22 protein-coding genes, 1 other RNA gene and 1 pseudogene are annotated in these 17,575 nt (G+C 48.5%); 7 read left to right on the top strand and 17 right to left on the bottom strand.

The genetic code is table 11. From position 1 onward, the window contains the following. Positions 1 to 29: 29 nt before the first annotated feature. Both JOD01_RS18205 and JOD01_RS18210 read right to left on the bottom strand, forming a co-directional pair. Entirely contained in the window at positions 30 to 212 is a 183-nt protein-coding gene (locus JOD01_RS18205) for a sigma factor G inhibitor Gin (protein ID WP_204519723.1), read from the bottom strand. 35 nt (positions 213 to 247) lie between these two features. Further along, positions 248 to 1,279, bottom strand: coding sequence for a hypothetical protein (locus JOD01_RS18210; protein ID WP_204519724.1), 1,032 nt, complete (start codon positions 1,277 to 1,279; stop codon positions 248 to 250). A 134-nt stretch (positions 1,280 to 1,413) separates the two neighbouring features. Here JOD01_RS18210 and JOD01_RS18215 point away from each other — a divergent pair, with 134 nt between their 5' ends. Then, positions 1,414 to 1,932: a hypothetical protein gene (locus JOD01_RS18215; protein WP_204519725.1), complete on the top strand. Its 519-nt coding sequence runs from the start codon at positions 1,414 to 1,416 to the stop codon at positions 1,930 to 1,932. A gap of 2 nt (positions 1,933 to 1,934) precedes the next feature. Here the strand turns inward: JOD01_RS18215 and JOD01_RS18220 are convergent, their stop codons facing one another. From JOD01_RS18220 to ffs, 8 genes are all read right to left on the bottom strand, one after another. Then, a complete protein-coding gene (locus tag JOD01_RS18220; RefSeq protein ID WP_204519726.1) occupies positions 1,935 to 2,201 on the bottom strand; it encodes a pro-sigmaK processing inhibitor BofA family protein in 267 nt (88 codons plus the stop codon). Next, positions 2,183 to 2,446 carry a YaaL family protein gene (locus JOD01_RS18225; RefSeq protein WP_204519727.1) on the bottom strand — a complete coding sequence of 88 codons (264 nt, stop codon included), beginning with the start codon at positions 2,444 to 2,446 and terminating at the stop codon, positions 2,183 to 2,185. The genes JOD01_RS18220 and JOD01_RS18225 overlap by 19 nt, the downstream gene beginning before the upstream one ends. A gap of 17 nt (positions 2,447 to 2,463) precedes the next feature. After that, complete coding sequence (locus tag JOD01_RS18230; protein ID WP_204519728.1) at positions 2,464 to 3,432, bottom strand: CPBP family intramembrane glutamic endopeptidase; 969 nt, start codon at positions 3,430 to 3,432, stop codon at positions 2,464 to 2,466. Between the two features lie 135 nt (positions 3,433 to 3,567). Next, on the bottom strand, positions 3,568 to 4,164 hold the full coding sequence (gene recR / locus JOD01_RS18235) for a recombination mediator RecR (RefSeq protein ID WP_204519729.1): 597 nt from the start codon (positions 4,162 to 4,164) through the stop codon (positions 3,568 to 3,570). Between the two features lie 38 nt (positions 4,165 to 4,202). After that, the gene (locus JOD01_RS18240; RefSeq protein ID WP_204519730.1) at positions 4,203 to 4,514 is read right to left on the bottom strand and encodes a YbaB/EbfC family nucleoid-associated protein; all 312 of its coding nucleotides are present in this window, start codon (positions 4,512 to 4,514) and stop codon (positions 4,203 to 4,205) included. A 24-nt stretch (positions 4,515 to 4,538) separates the two neighbouring features. Continuing rightward, a complete protein-coding gene (gene dnaX / locus JOD01_RS18245; protein ID WP_204519731.1) occupies positions 4,539 to 6,242 on the bottom strand; it encodes a DNA polymerase III subunit gamma/tau in 1,704 nt (567 codons plus the stop codon). A gap of 200 nt (positions 6,243 to 6,442) precedes the next feature. Then, entirely contained in the window at positions 6,443 to 7,879 is a 1,437-nt protein-coding gene (locus JOD01_RS18250) for an ATP-binding protein (protein WP_420829103.1), read from the bottom strand. A gap of 238 nt (positions 7,880 to 8,117) precedes the next feature. Beyond that, an RNA gene (gene ffs / locus JOD01_RS18255) (signal recognition particle sRNA large type) lies at positions 8,118 to 8,382 on the bottom strand. 306 nt (positions 8,383 to 8,688) lie between these two features. Here ffs and JOD01_RS18260 point away from each other — a divergent pair. The 4 genes from JOD01_RS18260 (at position 8,689) to JOD01_RS18275 (ending at position 11,173) form a co-directional block, all read left to right on the top strand. Beyond that, positions 8,689 to 9,354: a PspA/IM30 family protein gene (locus tag JOD01_RS18260; protein ID WP_204519732.1), complete on the top strand. Its 666-nt coding sequence runs from the start codon at positions 8,689 to 8,691 to the stop codon at positions 9,352 to 9,354. A 100-nt stretch (positions 9,355 to 9,454) separates the two neighbouring features. Continuing rightward, positions 9,455 to 9,856, top strand: coding sequence for a DUF350 domain-containing protein (locus JOD01_RS18265; protein ID WP_204519733.1), 402 nt, complete (start codon positions 9,455 to 9,457; stop codon positions 9,854 to 9,856). 33 nt (positions 9,857 to 9,889) lie between these two features. After that, entirely contained in the window at positions 9,890 to 10,393 is a 504-nt protein-coding gene (locus tag JOD01_RS18270) for a DUF4178 domain-containing protein (protein ID WP_204519734.1), read from the top strand. Between the two features lie 12 nt (positions 10,394 to 10,405). Beyond that, entirely contained in the window at positions 10,406 to 11,173 is a 768-nt protein-coding gene (locus JOD01_RS18275) for a DUF4247 domain-containing protein (RefSeq protein ID WP_204519735.1), read from the top strand. 24 nt (positions 11,174 to 11,197) lie between these two features. Here the strand turns inward: JOD01_RS18275 and JOD01_RS18280 are convergent, their stop codons facing one another. Next, the gene (locus JOD01_RS18280; protein WP_204519736.1) at positions 11,198 to 12,583 is read right to left on the bottom strand and encodes a sensor histidine kinase; all 1,386 of its coding nucleotides are present in this window, start codon (positions 12,581 to 12,583) and stop codon (positions 11,198 to 11,200) included. Between the two features lie 29 nt (positions 12,584 to 12,612). Beyond that, positions 12,613 to 13,302 (bottom strand): response regulator transcription factor, encoded by a 690-nt coding sequence (locus JOD01_RS18285; protein WP_204519737.1) that lies wholly within the window; start codon positions 13,300 to 13,302, stop codon positions 12,613 to 12,615. A gap of 163 nt (positions 13,303 to 13,465) precedes the next feature. Between JOD01_RS18285 and JOD01_RS18290 the strand changes: the two genes are divergently transcribed. After that, positions 13,466 to 14,191 carry a C40 family peptidase gene (locus JOD01_RS18290; RefSeq protein WP_239565569.1) on the top strand — a complete coding sequence of 242 codons (726 nt, stop codon included), beginning with the start codon at positions 13,466 to 13,468 and terminating at the stop codon, positions 14,189 to 14,191. A 113-nt stretch (positions 14,192 to 14,304) separates the two neighbouring features. Here the strand turns inward: JOD01_RS18290 and JOD01_RS18295 are convergent, their stop codons facing one another. Continuing rightward, complete coding sequence (locus JOD01_RS18295; RefSeq protein ID WP_239565570.1) at positions 14,305 to 14,901, bottom strand: DedA family protein; 597 nt, start codon at positions 14,899 to 14,901, stop codon at positions 14,305 to 14,307. A gap of 215 nt (positions 14,902 to 15,116) precedes the next feature. Continuing rightward, positions 15,117 to 15,680 (bottom strand): FAD-dependent oxidoreductase, encoded by a 564-nt coding sequence (locus JOD01_RS18300; protein WP_204519759.1) that lies wholly within the window; start codon positions 15,678 to 15,680, stop codon positions 15,117 to 15,119. 181 nt (positions 15,681 to 15,861) lie between these two features. Here JOD01_RS18300 and JOD01_RS18305 point away from each other — a divergent pair, with 181 nt between their 5' ends. Next, positions 15,862 to 16,248 carry a VOC family protein gene (locus JOD01_RS18305; protein WP_204519739.1) on the top strand — a complete coding sequence of 129 codons (387 nt, stop codon included), beginning with the start codon at positions 15,862 to 15,864 and terminating at the stop codon, positions 16,246 to 16,248. Between the two features lie 51 nt (positions 16,249 to 16,299). Here JOD01_RS18305 and JOD01_RS18310 read toward each other — a convergent pair whose 3' ends face one another. The 3 genes and pseudogenes from JOD01_RS18310 to fosB all read right to left on the bottom strand — a co-directional run. Then, positions 16,300 to 16,386 carry a YjcZ family sporulation protein gene (locus tag JOD01_RS18310; RefSeq protein ID WP_204519760.1) on the bottom strand — a complete coding sequence of 29 codons (87 nt, stop codon included), beginning with the start codon at positions 16,384 to 16,386 and terminating at the stop codon, positions 16,300 to 16,302. A 105-nt stretch (positions 16,387 to 16,491) separates the two neighbouring features. Continuing rightward, positions 16,492 to 17,016 (bottom strand): GNAT family N-acetyltransferase, encoded by a 525-nt coding sequence (locus JOD01_RS19785; RefSeq protein ID WP_239565572.1) that lies wholly within the window; start codon positions 17,014 to 17,016, stop codon positions 16,492 to 16,494. Continuing rightward, positions 17,005 to 17,412 (bottom strand): annotated as a pseudogene (gene fosB / locus JOD01_RS19790) (metallothiol transferase FosB); the annotation flags it as partial. The gene JOD01_RS19785 and the pseudogene fosB, both read right to left, overlap by 12 nt. Between the last annotated feature and the right edge of the window lie 163 nt (positions 17,413 to 17,575).

The raw sequence follows: 17,575 nt of genomic DNA on the forward strand, positions 1-17,575 counted from the left end.
CGATGTCCTTTTATGTTCCATTCCAACGTTTATGCATTTTTTTTCAACCAAATTTGCCTCATTTGGTGAATGAAAAACGGATACTTCGCGTCATTCACATCTGTTTTGACCATCTCTTGCTCACATGGCTGACAGATGAACTGTTCACAAATGGCGATGCCGACTTCCCGCTCTTCGCCACAGACGATACAGCACTGCGTAACCCTTTCCATAGATGAACCCTACCCTCTACATAGTCTAACAACCATTATATCCCATTATAATCAGTTCCATACCAAACGTTCGTGTTTTGCCCAAAACTTCGGTACAGAAGACCATAGGCGTCAGACTCTTGCAAAGGGTAACAACAACAAAGGTCAATGATCAGCGGTTTTCGCAGCCGTTTTCGTATGTCAGCCAAATCGAGGGACAACAGCTTCTCGTTTACATCGACAATCAACAACAAATCAGCCTGATCGAGCGCTTCTTCCGCCGTCTCGCACCAAAGCCAGCCATCGGGCAGCTTGTTCGGTTTTTGCTGCCGGTTCGGGCGAAACCAGCGGACCTGCATCTTTGGCAATGATTGCAGCCAAGCACCGTCAACCAGCCTGTCCGCCCAGATCGCGATCGTTTCCAGCTTCGTCCGCTGTCCAGCTCTTTGCAGCTCTCGTCGCAACCACTGCTCCTCAAACGGCTGAAACCCTGATTTCCCAGAAAAAACCCAGCCCTGTCCAATCCGTTTATCCATCCCCAACCCCTGGGCAACGACCTGCAAATTCGCACCAGATCGGTCACAGTGTTCTCCCACCAACTGGAAAAACCTGTTTTTCCACAAAAGATAAGCAGTATGCTGGACGGCGATTTCCCCCGCTTCGACTCTCCGACAGACCATCGTGATGATTCCGGCTTCAGCCAGAAGACGACGAAGCCGCTTCACCCAGCCGCCGTTGCTCCCGGCATCGCCGCCAATAACCGCTCGCTCGCCCTGGTCCAGAAAAAACAAGCGAATCACTTCAGCGGCAATCGCTTGTTTCCGCAACGATGCTTGCAGTTGATCGGCAAACCGGACGGAAAAATGCGGCCCTGCTGCCAGAATCAGCGGATTGGGATGGGTGATCTGCGCTAAACCTTCAGGCAACAGACTAACCTCTTTCTCATCGATCAACAAAATCCCTGCCGGATCGCCATTCGCTTGGTTGCCTGACTGAAAGGAAAATCCGATCCGACGCAATTCGCTGTACAGCTCGCCAGAAGAAGACCAGGAGGGGGAGGAACAAATCATTATGATGGGCATTTCCATTGAAACAGCTCCCTCTAACAGTGTGACTCGCGACCATCATATCAGCCGCCCGCCCGATTTCCTGCTTCTCCTCGCCTTCCCCTTGTGCGATAATGATGAAAATAACTGGTTATCAGCTGATCGGAGCAACGAACATGAATGAACAAACTATTTACAGTTACAAATTGTTGTATCGCTTTCGCTGGCGTTTTCTCGGATATCTGTTTCAACTTCTTTTGCTGCTGGGCATTCTCGCGGCAGTATCAGTCGCCAGCCATATAAAGTTTGCCAAAATGGTTGTCTCCTTATCCATTATTGTGGCAATTCCCTTCATTCACCACCTCCTGTTTCGACTGTATGCATATTTGCGCAGACATTCGGTCAAGCTCTCTCCCGACATGCTTTTCTCCGCCTGGTGGGGCTCAGGAACACCCGTACCTTTACGGCTTTCCGTCTATCGGGAACTGGAATTGACCGTCGTTGCGGGAAGCGTCCTTGTCGGATCTGCCTTGTATCCCTGGCTGCCCTCTCCCTACGGAATCACCTTGTTGACCGCATGTCTGACCGCAGCCTTGCCGCGTTTGCTCGGTGTGATCATCTCCTTGCGCCAACCATCCAGCTGTTCCGTCAAATATGAAACGAAGAGCATCGCTTTCTTGAAAACGGATGGCTAATGTTACAACAAAAATGTTTTGATAATGAGCAGCGCAGCCAATCCCGGCAAACGCAGCAAGCCTGTTAACAGTGCCGTAACCGGATTGAGTGGCAAATGAAAGCCGGCCATTTCACCAACCAGATTGCAAAGCAGCAGGAGAACGGCTCCAACGACGGTTTGCAGCGCCAGTTGACCAATCCAGCGAAACGGCCGGGTCACCGATTTCCCCAAGGCAATCAAACAGAGGACACCGATGATGATGATCGCAATCATCCATTCCGTACCCATTCTCCGCTTCCCCTCCCTTGTGCAAGATACTGCATTTTGACTTGTTGCAGCAGAAACGTATAGCGTTTTTCTTTCAACTGCAATTGATAGATCCATTCATCAATTTGTTCATGCTCGTCTGCAAGCTCAAATGCGCGTTGTGCCTGTTGCCAGATCCGTTGGGCTTCTTCTACTGCGTCGAGAAGTGAATCATCGTCCCATTTGCAGCTTGATTTCAGTTTTTCTTTGCGAAACCAATCCAACATCGATCCCCTCTTTTGCCTCAAAATAAATAAGACAAGACGCTCCCCAGATTGTTGAAGCTGTGCAGGATAACAGACCCCCACAACGATCGGAACAAATGGCGCGTGATTCCCAAAATAAGTCCGATCGCGAACAACGGGAAAAAGAGCGCGATATCTACATGAATCAGGGCAAACCAAAAACTGCTGACCAAGATACCGAAAAATGCCCCCCAGCGTTTGACCAGGTATGTTTGGATGAGGCCGCGAAACAAAATTTCTTCCGCAATCGGCACAATGACTCCGATTGCAATCAGCGATGCCCAGCCATTCAGCCAGTCGGAGTTTTTCGCATCGGTTACGTCCTGCTTGATTTCCGCTTCGCGTTCCGAATCGGGCGAAAGATGCAGCCACTCCGAAACCGGTCCGGTAACCAAGTGGTCAACGCCTACCGTGATCACAAAAAAGAGCACAATCAAAGAGACGATCATTAGTACCGGCCGCTTTGGCCACTGAATACCAAGCAACCGCGTTCGGCCGGAAAACCAGAACGCCGTAACCAGCAGGATGAACAAGTGCAGCGAAATCCCCTCGATGATCTCTCCGATACTCCCTTCGGAAAAAAGCGGATAAGGAAGAAAACCGTACAAAAGCAGAACGGTCATCTGAAATGCTTGCACAAAGGCAACCATATACAAAAAATCAGTTCCGGTTAATGCCGAGCCATCCCTGAACAAGAACCCGCTCCGCCTGTCCAACCCAAGCGTAACGAGCAGCATCAACGCTGCGAAAAGTTGAAATACGCCATAGGCCAAGATAAAAATTGCCGCCGACGTCTCCGTCACTTGCCCTTGCGTCACCCGCCAATAGCCTCCCGCTTCCGGAACGATGCGGATCATGGAGAGTTCAAATAGCAATGTGAGCAAATAGCAAACAAACAGCACAATTGCCCATGGTTTTGACTTTTGCTTGGCGTTCAATGGTGTATACAGCTGCAGTCTGGTTTGCATTTCTTCACACTCCTATCAAAATTTATGTGAGCGTTCGGCAAAAAAGTAGCACAATTTCCGAAAAATTGAGCGGTCAGACAATGAAAAACCAGCATCGGTTGATGCTGGCCAAATAACACATATTTCAGTGGGAAATCAGACCTCGCGTCGCCCCTCCAAGGCTTTGGTCAATGTCACTTCATCGGCGTACTCCAAATCTCCGCCGACCGGCAACCCGTGAGCAATGCGGGTAACACGGATGCCAAAAGGCTTGATTAACCGGGAGATGTACATGGCGGTAGCCTCTCCTTCAATATTGGGGTTGGTGGCAAGGATCACTTCTTTTACCCGTTCGTCGCTTAATCTCTTCAATAAGTCGGGAATACGGATATCCTCGGGCCCAATTCCATCCATTGGCGAAATCGCGCCTTGCAGGACATGATAGTACCCGTTGTACTCTCTTGTCTTTTCCATCGCCACGACGTCCTTCGGCTCCTGCACAACGCAAATGACCGAAGGGTCACGCCGTTTGTCGCTGCAAATATGGCAAGGATCGATGTCGGTAATGTTATTGCAAACGGAACAGTAGTGCAGCTGACGTTTGGCGTTGACCAATGCTTTTGCCAGATCGAGCACGTCATCCTCTTTCATTCCCAGTACAAAAAACGCCAGGCGGCCTGCCGTTTTTTGACCGATGCCTGGCAACTTCATAAATCCTTCAATCAATTTTGAGACCGGTTCGGGATAAAACATCGTTTCTCTACTCCTTTAATGCCGCGCCTTGCCCTGCCTTAGAACAAACCGGGAATGTTCATGCCTCCTGTAAAGCGGCCCATCTCTTTGCCAACCAACTCATCGACGTTGCGCAGCGCATCATTGACTGCAGTCAAAATCAGGTCTTGCATCATTTCAATGTCATCCGGATCGACGACTTCCGGTTTGACAGCAATCTCCAAAATTTGTTTGTGGCCGTTTGCTCTCACAACGACCGCACCGCCGCCAGCGGAACCTTCGACGACTTTCTCTTTTAACGCCTCTTGTGTCTTTTGCATCTCATCTTGCATTTTTTTTACTTGTTTCATCATTTGCTGCATGTTTTTCATGGAAAATCTCCTCCTTGGCAATGGTTACTCTTTTATTTCAAGCAGTTGTTCACCAACCAATTTTAACGCTTCGCTGACAAACGGATCGGCATCCGCTTCCGAAGATTGCTCGCCAGGTTGGCTGCTTTGCGCCTCGATTTCTTTCCAGTCTTCCTCCATCACGGAGAAAAACTGCAATTCTTTGCCCGTCGTCGCTTGAATGACCCGCTCGACGATTCCCCGCAGCTCCGGCTCCATTGTCTTTTCACAATGGATAGGGCTGGTGAAAGCCACTACCACCGCCCGGTCGCTGGCTGCGACAGGCTGTCCGTTGATCAGCCATGCCTGAAACTGGATTTTAACCTTTTTCACTTCGGCCAAAATTTGACTCCAGTTTCCGATAAGCTGCTGCGTCAAAGCCCGATTTGCAGACTGAGCCGTTTCGCGCACTTTATTCAGCGAGCTTCTGCCGCTTCCGCCACTTCCCATCGGTGCACGCCGCTGAGTTTGCGGAGCTCTGGTCTCTTCCACCTGTGTCGCGGCAGCAACGGTAACGCGCCCCTGCAGCAACTGGTTGACTCTTTCCTCCAGAATCTGAATCTTTTTCACCAACTCCGCCACATTTTGGCCGGTATTCTCTGCCACTGGCGTCTGCTCCCGACTTCTGCCGAGTTCACACAGTTTTACCAATGTCATTTCAACCAAAACGCGTGCTTGCGATGACCATTTCAGCTGGCTCAACGCCTGATTTAACGCTTCAATCACCTGATACAATACCGGCAAGGAATATAAGCTGGCAACACCTGCAAACTGTTCATCAATCAACGTCCGCTCAACGATCTCCTGCAGATTGGGAGCGGTCTTGAACAGCAGCATGTCGCGATAATAATACAACAAGTCCTGCAAAAATTGCTCAGGGTCCTTTCCTTGTACCATGACCTGATGGAATTGTTCCAACAACCCGCCTATATCCTGTTCGGCAATTTGCTTGGCAAGCAAGGAGAAATATGTTTGCGAGACGGTACCTGTAATTAATACGAGATCACGCAAGGTGACCTGGTTGCCGCTGAAGCTGATCGCCTGATCCAGCAAGCTTAAAGCATCCCGCATCCCGCCTTCAGCCAGCTTGGCGACCAGATGCAAAGCCTGGTCTTCCACTTCCACCTGTTGTTCCTGGCAAATTTGTTTCAGATGAACGACCATCTCCTGCAAGGCAATTCGATGGAAGTCAAAGCGCTGGCAGCGAGAAATAATCGTCGCCGGAAGTTTATGCGGTTCAGTCGTAGCCAATATGAAGATGACATGCGGCGGCGGCTCTTCCAGAGTCTTTAATAACGCATTGAAGGCCTCTGTCGTCAGCATATGCACTTCGTCGATAATATACACTTTATATCTGACATCGCTTGGCGCAAATCTCACCTTGTCTCTGATGTCGCGGATCTCCTCGACACCGCGGTTGGAAGCGGCGTCAATTTCCAGAACGTCCGTCACGGAGCCATCGGAAATCGCCCGACAAGTGGCGCACTGATTGCAGGGTTCACCATCCTGCGGCTGCTCACAGTTAACGGCTTTGGCCATGATCTTGGCCGCGCTGGTTTTTCCTGTTCCCCGCGGACCATTAAACAGATAAGCGTGAGAAAGCCTGCCTTCTCGCAGCGCGTTGCGCAATGTCGTCGTAACGTGCGTTTGACCGACGACATCCCTAAAGCTTTGCGGTCTGTATACGCGATAAAGCGCTGTATAAGCCATGGTTTACCTCCCGTCTGCCCAGTCCTTGCGCCGTTCTGCTGACAAAACCTATATCCTTCTCATTATATACTAACTCCCCCGCCTTTTCCAAAGCAAACTTGCTTAGAAATCATCGGGAAGACCAAGCCCTTTTTGCCGATGGCCGAACATTTTCCATACAAGAAAAAACCCCTGCCGTTACGCAAGGGAGACGATCCCGATCACAAATAGGGAAGCAGGATGTGAAAAGTGGTGCCATACCCTTTGGAAGAAACGCGAATCTGTCCGCCGATATCATGCACGATTTTTTGGCAGACCGACAAGCCCAATCCGGTTCCTTCTTCTTTTGTGGTATAAAACGGATCAAATATTTTATCGATGATATACGGGGGAATACCCGGACCAGTATCATGGATGTTGATGCTGACCCGATCGCCTGATTCATCATAGTGATAAGAAATTTGCAATCTTCCCCGGTCGCCCATCGCCTCAATGCCATTTTTGCAAATGTTCAAGAAAACTTGTTTTAACAATTCATTGTCTCCCACTACCAAGGGGAACTCGCCTTTGGACAGCAACTCCACTTCGATCCCGTTTAACAGCGCTTCGCTCTCCACTATCGGCATGATTTCTTCAAAAACCATATTCAAATCAACGAGAGCATATTGGACATCGCGGGGTTTGCTCAACAGCAAAAACTCACTGACCAGCGCATTGATGCGATTGATTTCGGTCAGCATGATTTCCGTATAGGTTCGCTCCCGCTCCATCCGATTTTCGGCAAAAGTCTGCAAGAACATCTGCAGGAACCCTTTGATCGAAGTCAGCGGGTTTCGTATCTCGTGAGCAGCTCCGGCGGCAATTTGCCCAATCATGGCCAGACGATCGCTTCGTTCGATTTTCTGCTCAAAAGAGCGAATGTTGGTAATATCTTTGAAAAAAACGTAAGCACCAATCGTTTTTCCCGTTTCATCCTGCAATACATTGGAATCGACCAACAACTCGTAGCGTTGATTATTGTTGGTCCAGGAGGTGGCGATGTTTTGGTGGCGAACTCCCCGCAAGACTTCTCGTTTGATGAGTCGATGTTCTTCGGGAATTCCGGCAAAGACGAGGTCGATATGTTTGTTCAATGCGGACAGGCGCTCAATGCCCAATAGGCGGCAAGCATTGAGACTGATATCAACGATGCGGGCTTCCGCATCCAACAGCACAAGCCCGAGATTGGCCTCACTCATCAGCTTGTGCGCCATCCGCTCCGGCAATGTGCTGGCGGTCGCTTCGCGAGTCAATTGAAAGAAATGAATCGTATACAACGGCGCCCCGCTTTGCTGCAACATGATCATGGCCAGCGTCCTGCGGCGATTTCCCGCTTTGTCCTGCCACTCCACTTCCATCGGGCTGCCTGTTTCCGCTTCCTGTTTTAGCCATTCTCCGTACAATTGTTCGATTGTCCCTTTGTATCCGCACAGAATCCGGCTGAATGGCTGCTTGCGAACCTCCTCTTCGGAATAACCCGTCGCATAAAGAAACGGTTCGTTGCCCTCTACAATGAGACCGGTTTGATCGATGACGAAAACGGCATGAGGTAGTTGCTGGATAGACTGCTGCATTCTCTTTGCTGTGCCAGATCGTTCAGAAGAATCGATTGTTTTCACAGTAGCTCCCCCTAACCCTGACGTTTTTTCCCGAGTGTAGAGCCAAATTCTGCTATGTTTAGGGGTATTCGTCAGAGAAGCGCGAAGCCCTTCCACTCCCCGCCAGCTTGGCCAAGAAAATGTTTCGATACATTCCGCCACGAACTAACAAAAACTGCACTTTCCGGGGAGAAGGCTTGTTTGCCAACAAAAAAAGCACGCTGGGTATCAGCATGCTTTGCATATATGTATGTAGATGCCGTGCACCTATCTTCGATAATTCCCATCCAAGCGTTACTTATGGCAATGGCTCGGACCAGGCTACCCTGCGGCACACGCAAAATTCCACTTATGGCTGCTTCCTTCCGGACCTGACCAGGTTCATGGGTTTGCGTTGCACAGGACCCAATCTTCAACACCACCGCCATAAGGCAGCCTCACATGAGAAAACCTCTGATAGGAATTCAATCCTGCTATTGCGGATTGCAGGTTACAGGGCACCGCAACCTCCCCATCTAGCACGGCAAAGTTTATAAACGTTGTTAGGCAACCCCAACCGGGTTTGCTTATATAGAATAACAAAGTTAAAGCGCCACCGCAAGTAACAAAGCCATCCAATAGCGGAAAAGCAACCCAGCGGGCGCGGATAGTTGCGGAAAAACCGCCTCGTTGTTTTCAGCGAGGTATTTTCAGCTTGTATGGAATGATATGCTTTGATCATAAATCAAATCTTCACGACCGTTTGAAACTTTGTTGCTCAAGGTTCGTAAATAACAATCGTGAGGCAAAAACTCTTTTAATCAGTATAACCGAAAAGGGAGGATTCTCTTATGTCTATTTTTAAACGACTTCGTGATCTTACAATGGCAAATTTGTATGCTTTAATCGAAAAAGCGGAAGATCCAATTAAAATGACTGACCAATATTTGCGCGATATGCAAGATGATCTGGAAGAAGCAGAAAAAGCCGTAGCTGCTCAAATTGCGCTGGAGAAAAAGTTCAAACAATTATATGAAGAACAAGAAGCGCTTGTGAAAAAACGGGAAGAGCAGGCACATATTGCCGCTCAAGCGAAAAATATTGATTTGGCACGGCGCGCGCTCGAAGAGAAAAAAGCAGCCGAGCAAAAAGCAACGGAATATAAGGCCAGCTATGAGCAAAACAAAGCCGCTGCCGAGAACTTGCGCGAGAAACTGGCCGAGATGCGCAAACAAATTACCGAGCTGAAAAATAAACGGGAAACCTTGGTCGCCCGCGTCAACGCTGCCAAAGCGCAAAAAAATATCAACAAGGCAATGGCCGGCTTCGGCTCCGACACCGCAATGGCCGGGCTGAAACGGATGGAAGAGAAAGCTCTGCAGCTGGAAGCGGAGGCTGAAGCGAGCGGTGAGGTATATAAAAAGGAAAAATCGCTTGATGAAGAAATCGCCGCTTTAAACAAAGACCAACAAATTGAAGATGAACTTGCCGCTTTGTTAAAAAAATATGAGGGGTAAGCCGCCTGCGCGGTACCCTCTTATTTTGCATGAAACTTCATCCATCCCGACAGCTTCCCTGTCTGTCGGGTGATCTTGTTTTTGGGGAGGCTAGCTTTCGATGATCCTGCAAATCCTTGGCATGATAGTCTGGGCAATCGCCGGGGCTATACTATTGACCGTGCTGATGTGGATTGATTCACTGTTTACCAAATACAAAGACCTCGCGGAAATCAAAAAAGGCAACATGGCCGTAACCAGCCGCTTTGTCATGAAGCTATTTGCGCAAGGTTATATTTTATCTCAATCCATCGCCAAATCCGATGACCTTTGGCAGGCAGTTTTGGCTTCAGTCGTTTCTTTTGCCATTTTGCTTGTCTTGGAGAAACTGGTTGAATTTTTCTTTCGGAAGTTTGCCGGCATCGATTTGGACGAAGGAACCAAGCAAGGCCAACTTTCCTATGCGTTGGTTGCCGGCACCTTGCACATCGTCGGCGCGCTTGTATTGGGCGCTTATCTATAATTGATCGGATGAGCTTGAAAGGAGAAAGCAGCAATGAGCCTGATGAAACGTTTTTCCAATCTGTTTAAAAAAGCAGAACCGCCTCTCCCTGAGAAATCGATTTTGACCGTAGGTCCGGGAGATGTAGTTGACGTATCATTAGTCACCTATCAGGTAACGGGAAAAACACAACATTTTCAAAGGAACACTTCTTTTTTAACCTTGCAAGATGGCAATGATATCAAATATTTAAAAGTGGAAGAACGCGAGCGGACTTATTTTGAATTGTATACGCCGATCGATGGCCGGCTGGAATCAGCGGATGAAGTCCCTGCAATCATTGAGCTGGAAGATGCGGTTTATCATCTGGAGGAGCAATTTTCTGGACGCACTTCCGCCGTCGGAAAAACCCCGTTCCCTGGCGGAGAGCAGTACGTCTGGGAATACCAATCGGATAACCGCCGGCTGTTGCGGATTGAGTGGCAAGACGGTCGATTTATGCTGTACGAAGGAGAGAGTGTAATTCCTGCCGACGTGCAGGTATTGCGCGGAACATAGAGGTGATTTATGATGGGTAATCGCTGGAGTGCCGTGATCAAAAGTTTTCTGACCATGGCTCTCTTCGTTTCCATTTTGTCGGGATGCGGCAGTAACAACTCGGTTGCCTCCAATTACCCTCTGGAACAGGTTACGCAGAATGGGGGACAGGTATCCCGCGTTTATCGCGCCGAGAATCAATCGGTTCCCGAGGTAGCCAAGATATTGGCTGCTGAAAACAAACCAAACGAGATCTCCAAAGAAGATCCCGACCATATGTTTTTGATTTATGATGACGAATGGTATCATCTGCAAAAAGACAGCAGCAAACCGGCTGACACTCTGATCGAAGTCGATTCCAAACAATTTGTGCAGCAAAATTATGATTCCTCTTTCTTGCAGGGATATATCCTGGCCAGCTTGCTGGATGATCTGTTTGATTCCCGCGGTACGTCAACAGGCAAATATCGAGGGTACAGCTCCAAAGATATTTATAAGCCGGATGTCGTGTACCACCAGCCAACTGCAGCCGAGAAGAAAACATATCCGCCTGTAACCAAGGAAGGGAAAGGCTCGATTATCAAGCGCAGCTCCACGTCGGCCGCTTCCTCCAAATGGTTTGGCAATACAGACAGCAGTTCATCAACGAATCGTACGACCAGTTCGAGTACCGGGAAGATTATCAAATCGTCTGAAAGCAGCAGCGGAAAGAGCTCTTCATCGATCTTTTCCCGCCCGAAAAGCAATTCTCCCCCGAAAACAATCTTCAAACGTTCCGGTCGAATTACAAAACGCCGTTAACCCGCTTCCTGATGAAAGCGGGTTTTATTCTTGTTCGTTTAATTGGGCGCTCGGAAGGGTGACGTGTACCTTTGTACCGCCTGTGACGGTACGCTTGATGGAGATATGCCCGCGATGCAGTTGAACGATCGACTGGGCAATAGCCAAGCCTAACCCGCTTCCGCCATTGCTCCTTCCCCTCGCTTTGTCTACGCGATAAAATCGATCAAAAACATGCGGCAGTTCTTCTTGGGGAATGCCTATCCCGGTATCCTCCACATCAATACAGACTACATCTCTTTCCGTATAGGCATATACCGATACACTGCCTTTTTCCGTATACTTTTTGGCGTTATCCAGCAAGATATCGAGCAGTTGGCGAATGCGTTCGCGATCGATGGCGACCAACAGCGGTTCTCGCCATTGAACAGTCAGCTCGATGTGATGGGGAAATACCGACCCCCACGCTTGCTTCACTTCCTGCAAAACAGGAACCAGCGACTGAATTTCGATATTTTGAATTGCAAAAGGAGCACGTTGAACTTTGGCAAGGATGAGCAAATCTTGTATCAACCTGGAGAGACGGCCGCACTCTTGCTGGATGGCGGCCAGCGCTTCTTCGCGTACCTCGGATGTATGTTTTCCCCACCGCTGAAGCAGTCGGACGTAACCATCAATAATCGTCAAAGGTGTTTTCAATTCATGGGAAGCATCAGCGACAAACTGCTGCTGCCTCTTCATCGATTCCTCGACGCGATCAAGCAAAGAATTAAACGCAGAGACCAATTCCCCCAATTCTGCGGCTACATGGGAGTCGGACATACGTGCGGACAGTTGGTGTGCGTTCATGTCCCTGATGTGAACAACGAGACGGTCCAACGGTTTCAAACCAAGTTTGGTCATGGCATATCCGCCAAAACCGGATAACAGCAAGGCCCCAAACGAGGCCAAAAATAGATTGATGAACAATATCCGAATAAACGAGTCCAGCGGTTCCTTTCTTTCAGCAATTAACAGCCAAATGTCGCTGGCGGTCACGGGAAGATGAATTTTGGTCCGGTAAATAATGGCATCTGCCTCATCCGCTGACCAAGGATTTTGCTCCCATCCCGCTCCCGTAACGGAAGCCAATTTGGTACCATTGATGTCAAGCAGCAGGATCGCTTGATTGCTGTCTGTATAATTGGTCAGCAGCCTGGTTAAATAATCGGGATTGAGATAGCTCTCTTCAACAATCTCGGTTGACAGGTCGGCTCCGATCGCTTTGGCCTTTTGCTGCAGCAACCTCTGTTCATGCTGGCTGAGAACCTTCATCATGTTCCACAGCAAAAACATATTGAAAGCGACCAATAGCACAACCATCAAAATCACAAACAAAATGGTCAGCCGCCATTTAATTGATAATCGCTGAAATCGGCCAAAAATCTTCAACTTCTCTCCCCCTGTATGTAGGGCTAGGACTATTCATTGCGCACCGTATAGCCAATCCCGCGTACGGTATGAATCAGTTTGGGGTGGTTATCATCCTCCAGTTTGTTCCGCAAGTAGCGGATATACACATCGACGACATTTGTATTTCCGGTAAAATCAAACCCCCACACTTCCGTCAGCAGCTGTTCTCGGGATAGTGCCTGTCCCTCATGCTCGACCAAATGCAACAACAGATCAAATTCTCTTGGCGTCAGGATGATTTCCTCATCCTTGCGAAAAACCCGCCTGGCTTTCGGCTGAATAGATAAGCTGCCTACTTGGATCAGATCGGATTCTTCCGCTGTGTTTTTGCGCAAATGGACGCGAATCCGCGCAAACAGTTCTTCAATGGCAAACGGCTTGGTCAAATAATCATTGGCACCACTGTCCAGACCGGCCACTTTGTCGGGAATCTCGCCTCTTGCCGACAGCATAATAATCGGTACCTCGTCCACTTCGCGAATGCGGCGACAAACTTCCAAACCGGACAGGCCCGGGATCATCACATCCAACAAAATCAAGTCATAGTGCTTCTCGAGGGCGTACTGCAAGCCGGTTGGACCGTCCCAGGCCACATCCAGATCGTAACCTTCGTTTGACAGTTCCAATTGCAAATATCGCGCCAAATTGCGTTCATCTTCAATCAACAGCAAGAAGCCTTTGCTCTCGGTCGTGGACATGGTACACCTCTATGCTCAAACTGTTATGGTTCTAGTTTCACCAACTGGTAATTTCTGATTCTCAGCAAATTCTAATGTTATTCTTCAAGTACTCTTAGTTTTTATCTGTATGATAGTTTACATAACCAAGCGAAACTCAAAAATAGGGAGGAAGATTACGACTATGAAAAAATGGACAACCACAGCACTTTCCACTCTGGTTTTGGGAGCATCTTTGTTTACGGTTAACGGACAAGCCAGCGCAGCAACAACGGATACTGCCAATGTCACCTCCTACCAAGTCAATGAAGCAACAACCAACAGCTTTTTTAATCAGAACAATTTTCTTAATTATTTTTATTCCCATAATCGTTATTTTTCTCAGCCGGCTGCTCCAACTGAAGTGCCGCAAGCAGCTCCTGTAAAACGGACGGATCGGAGAAAAGCACCACAGGCGACTCCGGTGAAGCAGCCAGAACACAACGAAACAATCGCCAAACCGGTGCAACAAGATAGCCAAGCAACAGGGAGTATCGGCGATCAAGTCATCGAAGCAGGAAAGAAATATTTGGGGACACCGTATCGTTTTGGAGCAAGTTCCAATACGACAAGTGCGTTCGACTGCTCTTCTTTTACCCAACGGGCTTTTAAAGATATCGGCATCTCCTTGCCGCGAAATTCTCGCCAACAGTCGACAGTAGGGGAAACCGTCTCGATTGACCAACTGCAAAAAGGCGATTTGGTCTTCTTCCGCACCGCCGGCAGTTCTTCCTCACGCATTACTCACGTCGCTATTTATGCGGGAAACAATCAGCTTCTCCATACGTTTGGCGATCCTGGCGTAACGTTTACCAAATTTGCGGGAACCAATTGGGAAAAACGCTTTGTTACAGCTCGTCGCGTAAGCTAACCCGATGATGCTGCCAAATTTGAAAAATAGAAAAAAGGGGTGAATCCATCGCGGAATTCATCCCTTTTTTGCGTTGCGGCCAGGCGATTCGTTGCGAAGTTTATGACAACGACTTAAAGCCATTGCCGGCGAACTCGAACCCATCCCCATACCGCAAGAAGTAAAACCGCGGCGGCCAATAAGGCATACCAGCCATAAGTCCTGACCATGTCGGCAATCAGCAATAGATTGCCTCCGAAAAAACGGCCGAGTAAAAAAAACAGAAGCGTCCAGACAAAGCCCGTGCTATACGAGTACAATGCATAACGGGCAAAAGGAAAGTTGGAGATTCCCAGCAAATAAGGCACGACATGCCGTACAACCGGCAAAAAATAGCTGAAAATAAGCGCATAGTTGCCGTAACGCATCAGCAATTGCTGCGAACGACCGATATACCTGTCCATCTTTCGCCGACGATTCAGCCGTTCCAGAATCGGCATGCCCAGTTTCCGCCCCAGTAAGTAACCTAAAGACAAGCCGGAAATCACACCAAGGTACGTGACGAGAAAAGCGGGTATCGGGTCAAGCAACTGAAAGGAAGTAACCAGTCCCCCTGTCATGACGACCACTTCATCGGGAATCGGCATCCCGACGATCCCTAGCCAGAGAGCGAAATACAACGCCATATATCCGTAATGCTCAATTCCCTGTAACAAAACTGCAAATTCCAACGGTTCCCCCTGCTAAGATAAGACATCTATTAATGACTCGCTTATAATTAAGAATACGAAGAAACACGTAAAAGGATATCAGCATTTGCCTAAAACATCGATCGAGAGCAGCGGTCGCACTTCATCGCTGATAAAGAAACGGTATGTGTTCAACACAAACAAGGACCTGGTTTTTGCCCAAGTCCCTGTCCGCCTGTATTCAATCTGTATCCCTACTACGCCTTCAGCACGTCGTGGTCCACATAGCGTTGACCATTCAATTCGCTGATGACATTGATGGCAACCTTGGCCCCATCTCCCGCGGTAATAATCGTATGAACACTGACACCCGCAACGGTGCCCGCCGCCCATACTCCCTCCACATTGGTTTTGCCGGTTGCATCGGTTTGAATAATCGTTTTAATGCGCGGCTCTGTGCCCTCAACAGTGGCGATCCCCGCTTTTTCAGCCAGTTCTGTCAGTGCGCCGGTTGCCAATATGACATGTTTTCCGGTAAATTCACCGGTTTCCGTTTTAACCACGATACCGGCTTCGCTTTTTTGCAGGTCGGTTACCTTGGCCTCGACCAGCTCGGCGCCAAACTTCTTCGCTTGTTCCTTACCGATCTGAATCAAATCCGGGCCGGTGATTTCCATGACTCCGTAATGATTTTCAATCCAGGCCCGTTTGGTCATACTTTGATCGCTGTCAATCAACAACGTTGCTTTCCCGGCTTTCGCGGTAAACAGTGCTGCGCTTGCTCCTGCTGGCCCTGCACCAATAATGATCACATCATGCATCTCCGCACTACCCCTTTTCATTCAACTTTTCCTGCCTACAAAAAGTATAACAATTTTCGCCAAATGTTTGGAACTATTTGTTTCTTCAAAGTTGCTGCGATAATTCCTCCTTGACAACTCAAAATTGTCTGAATTAATATTCGTAATTATCCAAATTAAATTTCATTGGAGGAATCTCGCTATGGCTGGGAAAAGGATAGATCACGTGGGGCTGATTGTGAAAGATATTGATCGAGCCATTCAGTTTTACCAAGAGGTTGTCGGTTTTCAATTAAAACAGCGGCTTGTCCATACAAATGGAGTATTCCAACTGGCCTTTCTCGGATTCAATCACTCACAGGAGACGGAATTGGAGATCATTCAAGGCTACAATGACCATCTCCCCACCGAAGGCAAAGTGCATCATTTGGCTATCGCTGTTGACAATATCGAAGAAGAATTTTCCCGACTGCAGCGGTTGGACAAGGTACAGTTGATTGATCAAGAAATTACAACATTGCCAAACGGTTACCGATACTTCTTTTTTTATGGCCCCGAAGGGGAATGGATTGAATTCTTCCAACGCTAACAGCAAATCCGCCCGGACCCCCAGGCGGATTTTTTCCTTCTGCACAGCGTTTTAACAATCTTCCGCTGCCCCAATGATCACGAGCAGGATAAATAATACGAGAATCAGAACGAAGTCATCGAAATTGCCGCAACCCATAACTTCTCCCTCCTTCCTTCTAATCCCTACAAAGATATGTGGAAAGGAAGGGGACTGCTGTAGTTCGATGACTATCTTTGCAAAAAATCCACAGTGAATGAAAAGCTACGCCAAGGGAAGATACAGCAAATGTTGCGGGCCTTTGGCTCCCATTCTCGTTTCCCCTCGATCTCGAAACCCGACCTTCTCATATAGCCGCTTGGCCGGTAAATTTCGCATGTTCACAGCAAGCACCACTTCCTCCTTCCCTGGAAAATGCTCTGCCACAAATGCGGGCAGCAGCCCCATACCAGCTTTGGCGTAGCCTTTCCCTTGCTTGCGAAAATCAATCAAAAACGCCCGTAATAAAAGCGCTTGCGGATTGTCCGTAAAAGGAGCAATTCCTTCCCCTTCATGCAAAATGAAAAAGCCGACAGGTTCGTCGCCGTCGAGAATGACAATCGGATAACGATGCGGGTCGCGGAGCGCTTCCTCCAATACCCAGGCAGGCAAGGCCGTAAATTCCAACTGGTTGTCCGGGAGTTGAAAAGCACGCAATGCCGCCTCGTATTCCGCTCTGTAAAAATCAAGCTTGATCGCGGCTGCTGTTTGGACGTCACTCGCTTCCCCCGCTTGCGGGTAAAATGTCATATGCCCCTTAGCCTCCCGATAATATTGCAGTCGGTCCTGCAACGTTCCGGTGTGAAACTCAAATTTGTGTCCATCCGGATCGGTAAAATACAAGGAACGTTTGTCCCGTTCGTCTCGTTCCCTGCCAGGCAATATATGTACTTGCAAATTTCGCAGCTTTTCATGCAATCGGTCAAATTCCTCTTCGGTCACGCTGAATGCGATGTGCGTATAAGATTGATGAATCTCCGTTCGCGGGATATTCTCCTCTACATTGACTGCCAACCACAAACCATCGAGATCAAAATAAGCCAGTTTCTTCCCTTTGACCAACAAACGGGCGCCCAACACTTCTGTATAAAAACGAATGGCCTTGTCCAAATCGGAGACTGAAAACAGCAAATGATTGAGCTTCATTGATCTCTCCTCCATTCCCATCGTTCACAAGCAAAGTATAACAGTTCTTGCTTCCAGCTAAAACCAGCCGGAGTATAAATTTGGAAAGGTTTAGCCAACGTTTGAACCCGGCAAAAAAGACGCACCACCATCAGCGATACCGCCGGGTGATGCGCCCAGATCG

The sequence above is a fragment of the Brevibacillus fulvus genome (assembly GCF_016908525.1).
Classification (GTDB): Bacteria; Bacillota; Bacilli; order Brevibacillales; family Brevibacillaceae; genus Brevibacillus_G; species Brevibacillus_G fulvus.

Bases quoted from the DNA above. Each gene is read 5' to 3' on its own strand.
- JOD01_RS19785 (WP_239565572.1), bottom strand. From the start codon at position 17,016: ATGACATTTTACCCGCAAGCGGGGGAAGCGAGTGACGTCCAAACAGCA.
- JOD01_RS18205 (WP_204519723.1), bottom strand. From the start codon at position 212: ATGGAAAGGGTTACGCAGTGCTGTATCGTCTGTGGCGAAGAGCGGGAA.
- JOD01_RS18265 (WP_204519733.1), top strand. From the start codon at position 9,455: ATGATCCTGCAAATCCTTGGCATGATAGTCTGGGCAATCGCCGGGGCT.
- JOD01_RS18230 (WP_204519728.1), bottom strand. From the start codon at position 3,432: ATGCAAACCAGACTGCAGCTGTATACACCATTGAACGCCAAGCAAAAG.
- JOD01_RS18270 (WP_204519734.1), top strand. From the start codon at position 9,890: ATGAGCCTGATGAAACGTTTTTCCAATCTGTTTAAAAAAGCAGAACCG.
- JOD01_RS18240 (WP_204519730.1), bottom strand. From the start codon at position 4,514: ATGAAAAACATGCAGCAAATGATGAAACAAGTAAAAAAAATGCAAGAT.
- JOD01_RS18285 (WP_204519737.1), bottom strand. From the start codon at position 13,302: ATGTCCACGACCGAGAGCAAAGGCTTCTTGCTGTTGATTGAAGATGAA.
- JOD01_RS18290 (WP_239565569.1), top strand. From the start codon at position 13,466: ATGAAAAAATGGACAACCACAGCACTTTCCACTCTGGTTTTGGGAGCA.
- JOD01_RS18215 (WP_204519725.1), top strand. From the start codon at position 1,414: ATGAATGAACAAACTATTTACAGTTACAAATTGTTGTATCGCTTTCGC.
- dnaX (WP_204519731.1), bottom strand. From the start codon at position 6,242: ATGGCTTATACAGCGCTTTATCGCGTATACAGACCGCAAAGCTTTAGG.
- JOD01_RS18310 (WP_204519760.1), bottom strand. From the start codon at position 16,386: ATGGGTTGCGGCAATTTCGATGACTTCGTTCTGATTCTCGTATTATTT.
- JOD01_RS18305 (WP_204519739.1), top strand. From the start codon at position 15,862: ATGGCTGGGAAAAGGATAGATCACGTGGGGCTGATTGTGAAAGATATT.
- JOD01_RS18275 (WP_204519735.1), top strand. From the start codon at position 10,406: ATGGGTAATCGCTGGAGTGCCGTGATCAAAAGTTTTCTGACCATGGCT.
- JOD01_RS18210 (WP_204519724.1), bottom strand. From the start codon at position 1,279: ATGGAAATGCCCATCATAATGATTTGTTCCTCCCCCTCCTGGTCTTCT.
- JOD01_RS18260 (WP_204519732.1), top strand. From the start codon at position 8,689: ATGTCTATTTTTAAACGACTTCGTGATCTTACAATGGCAAATTTGTAT.
- JOD01_RS18225 (WP_204519727.1), bottom strand. From the start codon at position 2,446: ATGTTGGATTGGTTTCGCAAAGAAAAACTGAAATCAAGCTGCAAATGG.
- JOD01_RS18300 (WP_204519759.1), bottom strand. From the start codon at position 15,680: ATGCATGATGTGATCATTATTGGTGCAGGGCCAGCAGGAGCAAGCGCA.
- recR (WP_204519729.1), bottom strand. From the start codon at position 4,164: ATGTTTTATCCCGAACCGGTCTCAAAATTGATTGAAGGATTTATGAAG.
- JOD01_RS18220 (WP_204519726.1), bottom strand. From the start codon at position 2,201: ATGGGTACGGAATGGATGATTGCGATCATCATCATCGGTGTCCTCTGT.